Below are 14,871 nucleotides of genomic sequence, written 5' to 3' on the forward strand. Positions count from 1 at the left end.
ATGAAAAATGTAACAGCTATAATGATGAGTTTGTGTATGGTATTTATTCTGGCGGCCTGCGGGTCGAATGAAGCTGCACCACAATTGAACGAGGATGCAACTGCAAAAACAGAAACCATGGAAACGGCGGATTCAACCGGAAGTACAGAAAAAACTTATGACAAAAAGGTGGCTTCTATCTCCATTTTCCTGACAGGAGATCTGATGGCTCTGGGAATTAAACCGGATGGTACAACAACGAGTGATTATCTGCCCATCACCGAGGCGCGGTATCAGAATATTGAGTATCTGGGCTTCACCAAAGACCCGGATATGGAGGCTTTGATTGGTCTGCAGCCAGATGAGATCTTTATTGATGCAGAGTTTGCAGAGAAATTGGGCTTGGAGAAGCTGGAGAAAATTGCAACAACGCATGTAATCAATTTGGATGAAGGTTCATGGAAGGATCAACTCCGTAACATATCGAAGATCGTTGACCGTGAAGAAACGGCAGAGCAATTTATCGCATCGTATGATGCCAAAGCAAAGGAAGTATCTGCATTGGCCAAACAGGTCATAGGAGACGGAAAGGTCATGGCAGTCCGAATCTCAGCCAAAGGCTTGCGCGTATACGGCATGGAACGTCCGTTAGGACCAATTCTGTTCGAGGATCTGGCTTTAACTCCAGCCAAAGGAGTTGAAGCCATCACAAAGAACTGGGAGAATATCTCCAAAGAAGTGTTGCCGGACTTCGACGCAGATGCCATATTTGTACTGGTTTCTTCCGTAGATGAAGGTAGTGAAGGAGTTTTTGAACAACTGAAGTCTGATCCGATCTGGATGGGTCTTAAGGCCGTTCAGAATAATAAAGTGTATGTGATTACAGAACAACCATGGCTTGATTATTCCGCTTCGGGCAACAAGCTGGCGCTGGAAGATTTGGAGCGAATTTTGTCCCAATAAGATCAGTTGGAAACCCCTGTGGCTATTCGATTAGCACGGGGTCTTCTTATGTCTGAATGGGAATGTTCTGACTTTTCTGCATTCATGGAAGGGAAACGGAGTGTTTAGAGAACATACATGTAAGGTATTCCCTAATCACAGGTATTACTTTGATATGACTATATGGGAGGTTTGCACCGTGATATCTAATGAGAGTTTAAAGGTATATGCTCTGCCTGAGATTGAAAATCTCAAAGTGCATGGCAGAACAACTGGAGAGCTGGCGCCGTTGACATTATTTTGGACGGGAAGTGCAGTTGAACTTAATGTACAGGGTGCCGAACTATGGGTTGAGTTGGAGTCACAGTATGCCATGTATGAGTCATGGATTAGCATTCTGATCAATGGTGTTCCGGTGAGCAGACAGATGTTAACGGCGGGAAGGTACTGGGTCTGTGTATTCCGGGGGATGAACGCGGATGTGGTGAAGAATGTTCGGATCGTTAAGGATGTTCAAGCGATGAGTGGTGACCCGGGTTGCTCTTTGCAGATTCATGCGGTGAAATCCGATGGAGCGTTCCTGCCTGTGCAGCAAAAACCGTACAAGATCGAATTCATCGGTGACAGCATTACATCTGGCGAAGGTGCAATTGGGGCTAAAACGGAGGAAGATTGGATTCCGATGTGGTTCAGCGCCATACATAATTATACGTATATGACAGCAGAAGCACTGAATGCAGAATACCGGGTCATCTCGCAGAGCGGATGGGGTGTGCTGACCAGCTGGGATAACAATCCGAAGGGCAATATCCCCGATGTGTACGAACAGGTCTGCGGCTTGCTTGCCGGTGAACGTAACAAAGCGCTCGGCGCAGGAGATGAGCATGATTTTGCTTCGTGGCAGCCGGATGTGGTCGTTGTGAATCTGGGCAGCAATGATGGGGGTGCATTTCAGTCACCTGAGTGGACAGATCCCGACACGGGCAAGGTGTACAAGCAGCGGCTGAACGAAGATGGTACGTATCATGAAGAGGATTTGGCTGCTTTTGAGAAAGCGGTGGAGCAGTTCCTGTTCAAACTTCGAAAAAACAATCCGGAAGCACATCTCGTATGGGCGTATGGCATGCTTGGTTTTCCGATGATGCCTGCCATCTACCGTGCGGTTAATACGTATACGAAAACGACAGGAGATCGCAAGGTTACAGTTATCCAGCTTCCTGATACAACCGAAGAGACGGTAGGGGCGCGCACTCATCCAGGCGAGTTATCTCACCGCAGAACGGCAGAGGATTTGGCGGAATATGTACGAGGCATGCTAGGATAGCCTGAAATAGGGTCATGGAAAGACCACTCTTTCATGAACGGTACCCCAATGGTTAGATATGTTTCACTGTATGGGGCCGTTCATCATAGAAGTGGTCTGTTCCTTTTCCACATGATTTAGATATTCAAGGGTGTGTCCTCTGTATCATTGTTCTGTACCTTATAACGAATCGAGATGATCTGTCCGAGCGTCTGGGTTCGGATCATTTTGAATTGACTTGGTACAGTGCCTGTTGGGAATAAGGGGATGCCTTCACCAAGAACTTTCGGAATAATGGCGACTTCAATCTTATCCAGTAATTTTTGGGCCAACACAGCTTCAACCAGTATGCCTCCACCCACAATCCACACATCTCCATCAGAATTCTGCTTTAATCGAGGGATGAGCGTATCTACCGTCTCGGTTGTAAACTGTACATGTGGAGCGGGCGGTTGTTCCGAGCGAGACAGCACATACGTTGGCCGATCCGCATAGGGGAATTCTTCAGAAAGTGTGAGCACCTCTTCATACGTATTACGTCCCATAACGACGCTACCGACCGTTTGATAAAAGTCAGCATACCCGTTGTCTCCACCGTCACCCTCCACATCAAACAACCAATCTACCGAACCGTCTAGTCTTGCGATATATCCATCCAAACTCATTGCAATGTACAAGATTGTTTTGTTATCTTTCATATTCATCGCTCCCTTCTACAATGTATGATACACTCTAACTATGACAAAAGATGACGTAGTTAGGGTGTTGAATTCATGAATAATCGGAAGCTGGCCATCATGCGTCTGATGGATTCCAGACAGAAGTTTACAGCCCGGGAGTTGGCAGAACGGTTTGACGTATCGGTTCGAACGATTCAGCGAGATTTGGATGCATTGCAGGCACTGGGCTTTCCCTTGTACACCGAAGTTGGTGTGAACGGGGGATATCGGGTGTTGCCCAATCGGATTTTGCCACCTCTTCAACTGACGCAGCAGGAGGCATTAGGGCTATTTATGATGCTGGAATATCTACAGCAAGTCCCGGATTTTCCACACGGTTCCATGCGTGGACATCTGGCTGAACAGTATTTTTCCACTTTGCCTGCGGATGTACAGGACCTGATTATGCGAATGAGAGAACATATCACCTTTGTCCAGTATCCTGGTGAGCATGCAGAGCCTTTAACAACCGGGATATTGGATGCAGCGGTAGAAAAGAGAGAAATTCAGTTTATATATCATGCCCGTAGTGGTCGTAAAACAGTCAGGGTCTTTCCCTATGGCATCTACTATGAGCAGGGGAATTGGTACATGCCAGCCGGGAAAAAGGATCGCGTATTGTTGTACCGTGTGGATCGTATGCAGCGGTTGGTTGTTATGGATTCAACGGATGAATCTGTTCCGAGCCTGAAGGCATGGCTAGATGCCAAAGAAGACAGAGAAAGCGTAGAAGTGGTGCTGCATTTCACGGAATTTGGAGCGAGGATTGCTGCGTCAGATGTGTTGTTCAAGTCGGTTCAAGGCCATGAGTGGCGCGGACTTGTTCCGCCGGAGGAGTTTTCTTTTACAGCGCGAAAATTACTCTCCTATGGTCCGGAAGTGAAAGTGATCTCGCCCCCTGAATTGAAGCAACAGGTTAGAGAGTTGCTCGAACGGAGCACAAGCCAGTATGACAGGGGATAAAGGCTGCATACACTCGATAATTGGTTATTAAGAAAAAGACAAGAGAGATGTGTAGAGACATGAGCACAGTGTGGACGAAAGAAACCATCCCGACTGTATCCAATAAAGTAGTGATTGTGACAGGTTCGAACGGTGGGTTAGGGTATGAAACGGCATTGGCGTTAGCTGAAAAAGGCGCGAAAGTTATCCTTGCCGTTCGCAATTTGGATAAAGGTGAAAAGGCAGCTTATCAGATAAAGTCGTCTGTCCATGTCGCTGGAGAGGTAAGCGTTATGCAGCTTGACCTTAGTGATTTGGCTAGTATTCGTAAGTTTGCAGCCGATTTTCTTGAGCAGTACGATTCCTTGTCCATTCTCGTTAATAATGCAGGAATTATGAATCCTCCATTCCAATTGACGAAGGATGGCTTTGAATTGCAGTTTGGCAGTAATCATCTGGGCCATTTTGCGCTTACGGGCCTGCTAATGCCGCGATTGATTTCTACTCCGAAATCGAGGATAGTTACTGTAAGCAGTTTGGCAGCTGGTAATGGTGCAATAGATTTTAATAATTTGGATGGCTCCAAAGAATATGCTCCCATGAAGTTCTACAGTCAAAGCAAGCTGGCCAATCTGATGTTTGCGAGAGAACTGCAGAATAAGTTTAATGCCGCTCACATTGATTCGATGAGTATCGCCGTTCATCCAGGAATCTCGCATACCAATCTATTTTCCTTCGGTTCGGGGAAACAGGCTAGTATATTCATGCGCAGTCTTCTGAAAATCATAAGTCAACCTGCACATATGGGGGCATTACCTACCTTATATGCTGCAACAGATCCGACGATTACGGGAGGAGAGTATATTGCTCCTGGCGGTATTGGCGGCACTAGGGGCTATCCCAAGAGCGCCAAGATTATCGAAAAATTATATGATGCTCACATTTCAAACAAGCTGTGGAGCGTTTCAGAAGAATTAACAGGAGTGTACTACCAATTTGACGCGTAGATTTTGCCATTCAGAGAAATATTCCTTATTATGGTATGGATAGTTAAAAATACTTTAGCATAAATATGAATGATTGAATGGGGGGCTACCATGATTCGATTCATAAGAAGTTTCACGACCCGCTCTATGCAGAGTCCATGTGATGAACAACGGCGGTTGTTTGCATAGAGCCTGAAATTCATTTCCGCCATCCATTGTAGTGCATATTCAATGTGTTCATCGTAAGACTCTGCTGCCTTAAAGATCTTAAATTTAAGGAGTGGAGCAACGTGAAATATATTAATGCGGATACAATCTTCCCGGAAGAATTGCTTAGAGAAATACAGCGTCATATCCCTGGTGGCTTAATCTATATTCCGAGGCCCAAGGATGCCCATAAGAAGTGGGGCGAGAACTCGGGTGGCAGAATGCTTGTGCAGGAACGGAACAACGAGATTCGCAAGCTGTTCACCGCAGGTACAACCATTGATCAGCTTGCAGAGCAATACTGTTTATCCGTGGATAGCATCAAGAAAATTGTATATGGCAAAAAGGGATGAAACTATAGAAGCCACGTTCGAGCCATCGAATGTGGCTTTTTCGTATGTAGAGAATGATTAATAAAGATTTATTACATATTCGAGTGCTATAGCTGAGCGTACAATTCATATGACGGACAAAGGATACCCGAAGAGTGTTCTTTAACTAGATTTTTTTCATCATCCGGAGGTTGGTGAATATGAATATAGAAGTGAAATTAACAAATAAGGACGAGGCGTATGTGATTAAAAATATGTACCCGCTATATCTTCATGATCTATCCGGTCATTACGGTCTGGGTGGAGAGCATACCCCGAATGAACACGGCATTTTCGAACCAAGTCCTGATTATAAAACGTTACAGGATCAGTACGATGTGCAGAACATCTGGTGGGAAAAACCGGAGTGTCTTTATCCGTTTCTGATGATTGTAGATGGCATTCCAGCTGGGTTTGCATTCGTAGCCACGCCGCCTCATTGCTCACAAGGAATAGACTTCTTCGTACATGAATTCTTTCTGATGCGGCCGTTTCGAGGGGTAGGCGTGGCTGAACACGCAGCGTCGAAGATCTTCGGAATGTTTAGAGGAAGTTGGGAGTTGTTCACCAATCCATCGGAGAACAATAAGATCGGCCAATCTTTCTGGCGGAAAACGGTGGCTAATTATACCGAAGGTAACTATCGGGAAATGTACGGGCATACGTTTGATGGCTATAAATTAATATTCCAATTTTCCAATCATCTCTGAAAGTAAATGTACGGATCTATATCACGTAAAAGAGAGAGAACGTCTCCCTTTGTGGAAGTATTCTGGCATCCATAGACTGGACTCTTTGAAAGAGGAAGTTTAGTGCATTGGTACCAGAATACATATCTCCATTTTTATTTATTTCCAGTAGGTATCATATTTCACATTACAATCTGTTACATGTTTTATTCACAATTCAATAATGTGTTCACATCGTCCAGCCACAACTTCATCGTGAGTAACAATTACAATTGTTTTACCCTGTTGGTGAAGCTCAGTCAGCATACTTATAACAAAATCACGATTGCTTACATCTAGCGAACCTGTTGGCTCATCAGCCAGAACAACATCACAAGGTTTTAATAATATTCGGGCTAGTGCCACACGTTGTTGCTCTCCACCGGATAATTCATAGATCTTTTTGCTCAAAGGGATAGACAACCCTACTTTATTTAAAGCTCCTATTTTCAGCTCATGCTTTTCTTTTTTTGATTTAAGACTGTAGCAAAGAGCCATATTTAGATTCTCATCCACACGGTCATTGTCTACTAAAGCGTAATTTTGGAATAAATACGAAATTCTATTACGTAATATAATGGACTGCTTTTTGCTACCTGGTTTAGGGAAAAGCTCATTATAAAATTTGAGACTTCCGTTGTCAGGTTTCTCAATCATGCCAAGCATGTTCAATAGTGTTGACTTACCAGAACCACTCTTTCCAACGATGGCTACCATCTGACCTTGTAGAATATTCAGATTAAGGTTACTCAATACGTTGTGAGTGCCGTAACGCTTAGATACATTGCGAAGTTCGTATACCAATGGAAGGTTCAATTTATTGCCCGCCTTTCAATAATTTGATGATATGTTTAGACGAAAGCCGAGTCAGCCAAAATACTGAGAAGCATAGCTCTAACAAAATAAGAGCAAAGAATAAAAATATAGGTAGTGCCAAAATCATAACACCCAATAAACAGCAACAGATTCCCGTTATTATCCAAGAGATGCCGAAAATATAAATGAACTCTTTGTACTTTCTGGATATAGACAGGCCAAATACTCCCCTGATAATAAACTTTTGTTGAAATTTATTGAACATAATAGATAGATTTTGAATAAGAAGAAAGCAAAGAATGAGCACGCTGATTGCTAAAGCAAACGAAGTAGAATAGAAACGTTGCTGAAGTGCATATACTTTCTCTGCAATGTACTGATCAACAGTAATTAGATAGTGCAGGTTATCATCCAATTTTAATTCTTTCAAAGTTGATTCTAAAAAGCGATATGTTTTAGCAGTATCACCGTCGATTAATTTGATTTTAATGGGATCTGAACTTCCGTTACCGAGAATTGCATCCCGATCTCCTACTAAGCTATTTTTTTCAGTAATGACCTGAATAATAGGCTCTGTTATTAAATTATTTTTGCTGGGGTTCACATCTGGATTAAAGCTAAAGATGTCCTGATGATTGGCATACCACATAATTTGAATGTTTTGCATTTCAGTAGATGGTGAAATCTTATTTTTAAGTTGTTCTCTTTCAAATACAATTCTTTGATCGCGTTCATCCCTAAAGAATTTGACAATCTGTTTTTCCTGATTTTTTAATTTTTCAGGAACGAGAATAATCCAACTTACTTCTTCTTCAGGTATATAAATTGGTGCACCTTTTGTATCATATACGGGAAATTCCTTCAAATAATTGGGGTTAATTTGCAAAGAACGCATTCCTTCATAATTTTCATTTAACAAAAGTGCCATTTCCTCGTACTGTCGTGAATTAATTAAAACGGAGCCGAGTTGGTTCAAAACAGGGTAAAGTTGGCCTGCAGTTGTTTTTATAAACTGCACAGCGCTGTTCTGAAAATCATTGGAATCATATCCTGCGCTTACAGGATAAAATACACCATATTGATTACTTCTTTTCCAACTTTCAAGGTCGTCTTGTTCACTTTTGAGAGTACTATATTGACCAGATAATGTAGAAAATAGAGATATGACAATAATCGTAGTACTTATTTTAAGCAGTGTATTCATTGCAAATATGATTTTAGTATACTTTTTATTCTTAATTGCTTCTTTTATGTTTGTACGAGAAATGTAAATATAGGATGGTAATGTTAGAACAACTATTATTATTAGCAATTTCAATTGTTCATAAAGTGAATAAAAAAAGAAATGTACGGTAGAGTTGGGAATTATAATAGATAATATTAGAACCATGATTAAATTTATAAAGGAAGATATAACAACTGTTTTACCTATGAAATAATACCATATTTTCAATGTAGGAATTCCCAGTAACTTGTAGATACCCACACGCTTGGTTTCCTTGAAATTATAATAAAGCATATAAAAGGCTGTTATTATAACTAGAATATATAACATGTTGGTTACATCAACCATGGATATTGAAGGGAAACCGACTTTTGTAGAATTATAATTTGTAAATGTAGCAGGTGAATATTGAACGGATATCCCTTTTTGGTTGTAAAACTCACGAAGATTAAGAGAGAACTGTTTTAAAAAGGGAATCAGGTTTTTTTCACTGGTTTCAATGTAGTAGTATCCGCTTACAGGCAAATAATCATAAGAACTTATAAGAGGCTTTATCGTAATAGTGTTATTTCCACCAAACTCTTTAATTACTCCTACCTGATCGGAATCTAGACTAGATGTGGTTGAAATATATCTTTCTTTATTTTTAGAGTCTTTAGTATTAAGAACTCTTCCTGATTCCAGTTTAATGTTATCAAACATAGAGCTTTCACGATTAAGCAATATGTATTTCATGAATTCCATTTGGTTATCAGGTTTATTGTTAATAACTGAACGAAATATATTTACTTGAAGGTCTGAAGATGTGTCTGCCAAAATAGGATAAATTACGTCTGGATCAGCCAGTAACTCAGTCTCCGGAATGAAAAACTCATAACCGATATGTTCATCTAGTAAATAGAAATTCTCTAAAGCCTTTTGATCATAGAGTTTGTAATTGCTATAGAATGTTAACAAAGAGGCGCACAAGATAAAAAAGATTATAATTTTTTTCAATTTTCTAATTCCTTTCCAAGAATGCAAAATAAATGGAAACGAACTAAACTCCGTAGTTAAACATGGAATTTAGTTCGTTTTACTAATATAACAACGTTATATTAAGTTTAAAGTTTAGTACGTATTCCAGTAGGCATGGGTTGAATCCCCAGTTTCACCGGTTGCACTAGCATAGGAAGTTAAATTTTTGTTGACTTGCCCGCTACGTGAAATAGTTGTACCTATACTGGCTGTAGATGAATGTATTTTTGTAGGATGGTTGTAGTTGGACCATACTTTTTTCTTAATAGAAAAACCCGATAACACTGGAGAAGTCCCATAATCCCAAGTGCCGCCACCAAAATCATCTTGTTGAGTAGTAAGATCATTTGAAACAAATCTTACATTAGTCAAATCTACAGATCCTCCATCGGTTGGTTTGATAGTATCTGCCATTGCTTGGCTCAATGGAACCATAAGAACGGCTACTGCAAGTGAAAGACTAACAAGCTTTTTTTTCATTTGTATAATCTCCTCTATACATTTTATGTAGAATCCCGGAATTCTTCATAAAATATACCATTGATATATATATAAGTAAAGTAAAAAAAAAGTAAAATATTTTGATTTCGCAAAAAGGTAGTGAATCCATGAAAAATCTCACCTTTCGGTTCTTAAATCCTCTTCTACAGATCAGATGCTTTAATTCGATGAAGATTCAGGATATATCCCGTAAATTCTCAGTTCAGTTCGCTAATGTCTGTCCAAGGGAGAGGAAGTAATTGGAGTGGGGCTTATTTAAGCGAATCGAATTGGTTGAAACAAACACATTAATCACGTATTTCTACGACAGCTGCAGAGGGCCCGTCTTTTGAGTACGCCGTAGCGTGTCACTCCATCATCCACTAAGATAATGGATAGTGTGTAGTCGAATGGAGTTTATGTTTCCACAGGGAATCTGCTCGAATGTTCCATTACGAATAAATTCTTCAAAAAAAAAGTACGGACTTCAAAGTGTGTACTTTTTTGGTGACCCACCTAGCGAGCGCGTAGTTTTGCATGAAATTTGCAGGGTACATTCTTCCGTATTGATGATATTATTTGGATGAACAACTTACTTATTGCGCTCTTATGGATTGGGGTTGGGTTCATCGTGAGGGGGATTCTTCGTGTCGGTTTTAGTAAGGTCTGGTTTTATATCGTTGCTGCCATTGTTGTTGGTTTGGTTGCAGGCTATGTCGTCCTCTCTGAGCCAGACTCTCCTAAGTTTCAAAGTGAAGAAGGTATTCTGGATTTAACGCAGGTTCAGCTCCGTACGAATCCCCAAAAGTTAACAGGGGTGTGGGCGTTCTACTGGCAAGAGCTGTTGTCGCCTGAGAACATACGGGTTCGTTCGGCAAGGGAAGGAAACCAGGACCACTGGATCAATATCCCGAGCTCTTGGTCAGGGTACCGCTTAGAGGGAGAGAAGCTGGGTGGGACAGGCTATGCAACCTATCGATTGGTCATCCAACTAAGCGAGCAGGATCAACAAGAACGTCTTGCCCTGCGGCTACCCAGCATTTTTCATGCGTATAAATTATGGGTGAATGGCGAGCTCTTGGCACAAGTTGGTACGGTTGGTCAGGACAAGAACAGCATGACCTCGCATCTGGCACCGAAGCTGTTATTTGTTCAGCCTGAAAGCGATACGTTAGAGTTGGTGATGCAAGTATCCAACTTCCAACATAACCGGGGTGGGATTACCAAGTACATCGAGCTGGGCGGCAGTGATGTGCTAACGACCAAGACCAATCTGAATCTTGCCAGAGACATGTTCATCACGGCAAGTTTGCTGGTGATTGGCCTGTATCATCTGTTGTTGTTTATTTTGCGACGCAAGGACAGAGCGCCGTTATATTTTGGCCTATTCACTGTATTGCTTGGTGTCCGTTCCTTACTCAACGGTGAGCTTGTCCTTACACAATGGCTGCCACGTTTCCCTTGGGAATTGCAATTCAAGATCGAGTATCTGATACTTTGCGTCAGTGGATATATCATCAGGATGTATTTTGATTGCATTTTTCCGAATTATGTCTCACGCTGGTTTCGTTTTGTCACCGGGATCGCAACGGGGGCATTTTGTATCTTTGTTTTGGTAACCCCTGCGCTGGTCTATACTCCGTTTCTGCTGGTAATTGGTGTGATGGTAGTTCTACATATGGTGTATCTGATGGTCGGACTGGTTCGAATGGCTGTGCTACGTATGGAGGGAGCATTGATCTTCCTGCTGGTGTCGGTGGTTACTTTGATCACGGTTGTCAACGATTTCTTATATTACAACGGATGGTCGCTGATCGGAAATACATCGCCGTTTGGTTTATTGATATTTACGATTGCACAGATGATTCTGCTTTCTTCGAGATTTACGAGGACGGCATCCAATGAGGAGAGAATCTCACGTGAGTTGCAGTATGCTAACGACAAGCTGATTGAAATGAATATGAATCTGGAACGGACCGTGGAGGAGCGCACACAGGCCTTATCTACAGCTCATAATGATCTGCGCACTTCGTATGACCGGCTGGTTCACTCCGAGCAAGGGAGGAAGAAGCTTCTTGCCTATATTACACATGATCTGCGTATGCCGCTGTCCAGCATGCTAGGATATGTAGAAGCTATACAGGACATGGTCAAGCCGGAGCGTAATGAACAATACCTGAAGTATATCCGGGAGAATACGATTAGGATTAATCGTATGATTGAGGAGTTATCCTTTTTGTCGCATTTGGAGACCGGACAAGTCTCGTACCGAATGGAGCTGGTTCAGATCATTCCCTTCTTGCGACATTTTTTTGAGCACTATGAGCTGGTTGTGCGTGACGCAGGATTGGATTTCATATTGGATCTCGGAGATGTGGAGGATCAACGATCTAACTTGCCTGTTGTCGAGATGGATGCGAAAAGAGTGGAGCAGGCCTTATTTAATCTCGTGTCGAATGCCATGAAGTTTACCTCCAGGGGAGGGCTGGTACGTATTGCGTTAGCAGTGGATGAGGTAAATCATGCTCGCCATGCGATCGTTAGCATACAGGATTCTGGAATGGGTATTCCGCCGGATCAGCTTGAGCAGATCTTTGAACGGAATTACAGATACGATCGTCCAGGCTTGGGGAATGGAATAGATGGCAGTGGGCTCGGGCTGGCGATTTGCAGGGAAATTGTACTCGCACATGGAGGAACGGTTCGAGCGGAGAGCGACGGTAAGATGGGGGCGACATTCTATGTAACGCTTCCTTGTATCGGGAGTGAAGGAAGGGGTTGATGGGGTGCAAACTCACAAAATAATGATCGTCGATGATGATCCCCATATATGCGAGATTGTTCAGGTGTATTGTGACAGGGAAGGGTTTATCTCCACATACAGTCATAGCGGGACAGAAGCGATGGAGCTGCTGACAACGTTCGAGCCTGATTTAATTGTATTGGATGTACTGCTGGCTAATGAAAACGGTATTGATTGGTGTAGGAATGCGCGTAGCATGACCAGCGCGCCGATCATGTTTCTGAGCAGCCAGGAGGAAGATGAAGTGAAAATTAGCGCATTATCCTACGGTGGCGACGATTATGTGACCAAGCCGTTTAGTCCGGGCGTTCTCATGGCCAAGATCAAGGCTCATCTTCGCAGAGTATCAACGGGTAGAAGAGAGCAGCTGCTGGAGTTGCCAGGCTTGACACTGGATTTCTATACGCAGTCCGTCAACATGGGGAGTGAACCTATCTTTTTATCCAAAAAAGAGTTCAGTCTGTTGTCCTATATGGCGCAAAACGTGAATCGCGTAGTCAGTGTCGACACATTGTTTCAACTCATCTGGGGGATGGAAAGCCTGGAGGATACGAGAACGGTCGCTGTACATATCAGTAATTTACGCAAAAAAATTGAGGCTGACCCTGCTGATCCTGAACGAATCATTACGGTTCGGGGGAGCGGTTATATGCTGGTTGCTACCAGTGCGTCACAAGCATGAATATAGCGATAAGGATGATAGTCTGCCATAAGTGGGGCGAGATATTTGTGAAATATTAGGTTAAATTTTCCTGAACCAGGTTTTAAATAGTTTTTTATAAATGGGAAGATGGCGTTCGTGCAGTACTTGACGCTATTTTCCCATTTTTTATTCATTCCTTTAGTTTCATAATCGACTCAAAGTATTGAATCCCTCAACAGAAGTCTGCGCTCTTCCATCCTCGTCAAAATGATGTGCCATCTTTCCGAAGAATTTAACGATCCAACACGCACGGATTTAAAGTTTTCTTTAGGTTTCTCAAGTAGGGTAATCCATCATGATAAAATTACAGTGGTCGATATAACGGCAACACGTGAAGAAATGGTTGTTATGCTGTCTCGCAATAGTACTTGAAGAAGGAAGTGGCTCCAATGGCACGAGTTATATGTATCACATCAGGGAAAGGTGGAGTTGGCAAGACGACGGTGACGGCTAATCTGGGGACTGCCCTTGCCTTGTCGGGACACAGGGTTTGCCTGATCGACGCTGATTTTGGATTGAGAAATCTGGATATTCCGCTTGGTTTGAGCAATAGGGTAAACTATCATATTTCCGATTTTCTGACCGGTCGATGTGCTTTACATCAAGTGATTGTCAAAGACAAGCGGATCAGCACCTTGTTCTTTATTTCCTGTAGTAACGACGTGATGCATCACGATGATCCGCAAGTTTTTCGCGAGGTTGTGCAGTTGATAGCCCAAGATTATGATTATGTGCTGATTGATTCGCCGGCAGGCATTGAAAATGGATTCTGGAATACAGCTTTAGCTGCAGATGAGGCTATTGTCGTTACTACCCCTCATCGTACGTCGCTTCAGGACGCCGATCGTGTAATCGGATTGTTAGAAAATATATTTCAGGCTCCTCCGCAGCTCATCATTAATATGGCCGACGGGCAGGAAGCTCGTTCGGCAACGGTAAAGATGGAGGATATCATCGATATTCTCAAAATCGGTGTGATAGGCGTGATCCATAGCGATGTAGAAGTTATACGTTCCGTACATAAAGGCATTCCGATTGCACTTGATCCCGAGTTCGAAAGTGGGCAGCGTTTTCGGCACATCGCCCACAATGTGGCGAAGAATCAGCAGAAGACTTTTATTTCAATAAATTCCAAGAAGCATAGAAGTATTTTTTTGCTTTCTCAAAGACTGCTCTGGGGGGAGAGCAGTTGATATATTTGATTCTGGTATATGAATCGTTTGGATGCGAATCATCTGGATGGTTTACAGACTAGCTAAAGAATTCATGAAAATTAGTGGTGTGGGTGTTACTCTCCCTAGCCGCTATTTTTTGATGTCTATGATGTTCTCGTTTGGAGTAGCTGCTTACTTAAAGTTTTCTTTATAATTCACAAGCGTCCCTATCCCGCATGATAAAATACGGAAGAAAAAAAGACATGATTTGCCTGTATCGGTCACAATTCGACTGCGACTGATAAGAAAGGTCGGTGAACGACTTCATTCTGTGAAGTTGGTAGCATCGTAGCCAGAAGCAGTCAGATCTCTCCAGTCGGATGTTTAGCTGACGTTGATATTCCGAACGTGCTGAACGCCGCAGCTAGGACAATGCCATTTCTGTATGTAAAGTTTATTTCCCCGTTTGATCTCCACGTGCCGAGCGAACTGACTC

At 42.5% G+C, this 14,871-nt stretch carries 13 protein-coding genes; 9 read left to right on the plus strand and 4 right to left on the minus strand.

The window, feature by feature from the left end:
- The gene (locus tag ACE3K2_RS24760) at positions 1–942 is read left to right on the plus strand and encodes an ABC transporter substrate-binding protein (RefSeq protein ID WP_421896256.1); all 942 of its coding nucleotides are present in this window, start codon (positions 1–3) and stop codon (positions 940–942) included.
- Positions 943–1,120: 178 nt separating this feature from the next.
- On the plus strand, positions 1,121–2,245 hold the full coding sequence (locus ACE3K2_RS24765; protein ID WP_421896259.1) for an SGNH/GDSL hydrolase family protein: 1,125 nt from the start codon (positions 1,121–1,123) through the stop codon (positions 2,243–2,245).
- 116 nt (positions 2,246–2,361) lie between these two features.
- Here the strand turns inward: ACE3K2_RS24765 and ACE3K2_RS24770 are convergent, their stop codons facing one another.
- Complete coding sequence (locus ACE3K2_RS24770; RefSeq protein ID WP_421896262.1) at positions 2,362–2,928, minus strand: dihydrofolate reductase family protein; 567 nt, start codon at positions 2,926–2,928, stop codon at positions 2,362–2,364.
- A gap of 69 nt (positions 2,929–2,997) precedes the next feature.
- Here ACE3K2_RS24770 and ACE3K2_RS24775 point away from each other — a divergent pair, with 69 nt between their 5' ends.
- The 4 genes from ACE3K2_RS24775 (at position 2,998) to ACE3K2_RS24790 (ending at position 6,159) form a co-directional block, all read left to right on the plus strand.
- Positions 2,998–3,906 (plus strand): helix-turn-helix transcriptional regulator, encoded by a 909-nt coding sequence (locus ACE3K2_RS24775; RefSeq protein ID WP_421896265.1) that lies wholly within the window; start codon positions 2,998–3,000, stop codon positions 3,904–3,906.
- Positions 3,907–3,965: 59 nt separating this feature from the next.
- Complete coding sequence (locus ACE3K2_RS24780; protein WP_421896268.1) at positions 3,966–4,892, plus strand: oxidoreductase; 927 nt, start codon at positions 3,966–3,968, stop codon at positions 4,890–4,892.
- 269 nt (positions 4,893–5,161) lie between these two features.
- Positions 5,162–5,431, plus strand: a complete 270-nt coding sequence (locus ACE3K2_RS24785; RefSeq protein ID WP_421896271.1) for a CD3324 family protein — start codon at positions 5,162–5,164, stop codon at positions 5,429–5,431.
- Positions 5,432–5,610: 179 nt separating this feature from the next.
- Positions 5,611–6,159: a hypothetical protein gene (locus tag ACE3K2_RS24790; protein ID WP_421896273.1), complete on the plus strand. Its 549-nt coding sequence runs from the start codon at positions 5,611–5,613 to the stop codon at positions 6,157–6,159.
- A 189-nt stretch (positions 6,160–6,348) separates the two neighbouring features.
- Here ACE3K2_RS24790 and ACE3K2_RS24795 read toward each other — a convergent pair whose 3' ends face one another.
- From ACE3K2_RS24795 to ACE3K2_RS24805, 3 genes are all read right to left on the minus strand, one after another.
- Entirely contained in the window at positions 6,349–6,993 is a 645-nt protein-coding gene (locus ACE3K2_RS24795) for an ABC transporter ATP-binding protein (RefSeq protein WP_421896275.1), read from the minus strand.
- Between the two features lies 1 nt (position 6,994).
- Positions 6,995–9,214 carry a bacteriocin-associated integral membrane family protein gene (locus ACE3K2_RS24800; RefSeq protein WP_421896278.1) on the minus strand — a complete coding sequence of 740 codons (2,220 nt, stop codon included), beginning with the start codon at positions 9,212–9,214 and terminating at the stop codon, positions 6,995–6,997.
- 114 nt (positions 9,215–9,328) lie between these two features.
- Complete coding sequence (locus ACE3K2_RS24805) at positions 9,329–9,715, minus strand: lactococcin 972 family bacteriocin (RefSeq protein WP_421896281.1); 387 nt, start codon at positions 9,713–9,715, stop codon at positions 9,329–9,331.
- Positions 9,716–10,298: 583 nt separating this feature from the next.
- Here ACE3K2_RS24805 and ACE3K2_RS24810 point away from each other — a divergent pair.
- From ACE3K2_RS24810 to minD, 3 genes are all read left to right on the plus strand, one after another.
- Positions 10,299–12,497, plus strand: coding sequence for an ATP-binding protein (locus ACE3K2_RS24810; RefSeq protein ID WP_421896284.1), 2,199 nt, complete (start codon positions 10,299–10,301; stop codon positions 12,495–12,497).
- Between the two features lie 4 nt (positions 12,498–12,501).
- Complete coding sequence (locus tag ACE3K2_RS24815) at positions 12,502–13,200, plus strand: response regulator transcription factor (protein ID WP_421896287.1); 699 nt, start codon at positions 12,502–12,504, stop codon at positions 13,198–13,200.
- A gap of 410 nt (positions 13,201–13,610) precedes the next feature.
- Positions 13,611–14,414, plus strand: coding sequence for a septum site-determining protein MinD (gene minD, locus ACE3K2_RS24820; RefSeq protein WP_421896290.1), 804 nt, complete (start codon positions 13,611–13,613; stop codon positions 14,412–14,414).
- Positions 14,415–14,871: the final 457 nt, after the last annotated feature.

Origin of the sequence: Paenibacillus sp. (assembly GCF_048976745.1) — a bacterium.
GTDB lineage: Bacteria > Bacillota > Bacilli > Paenibacillales > Paenibacillaceae > Paenibacillus.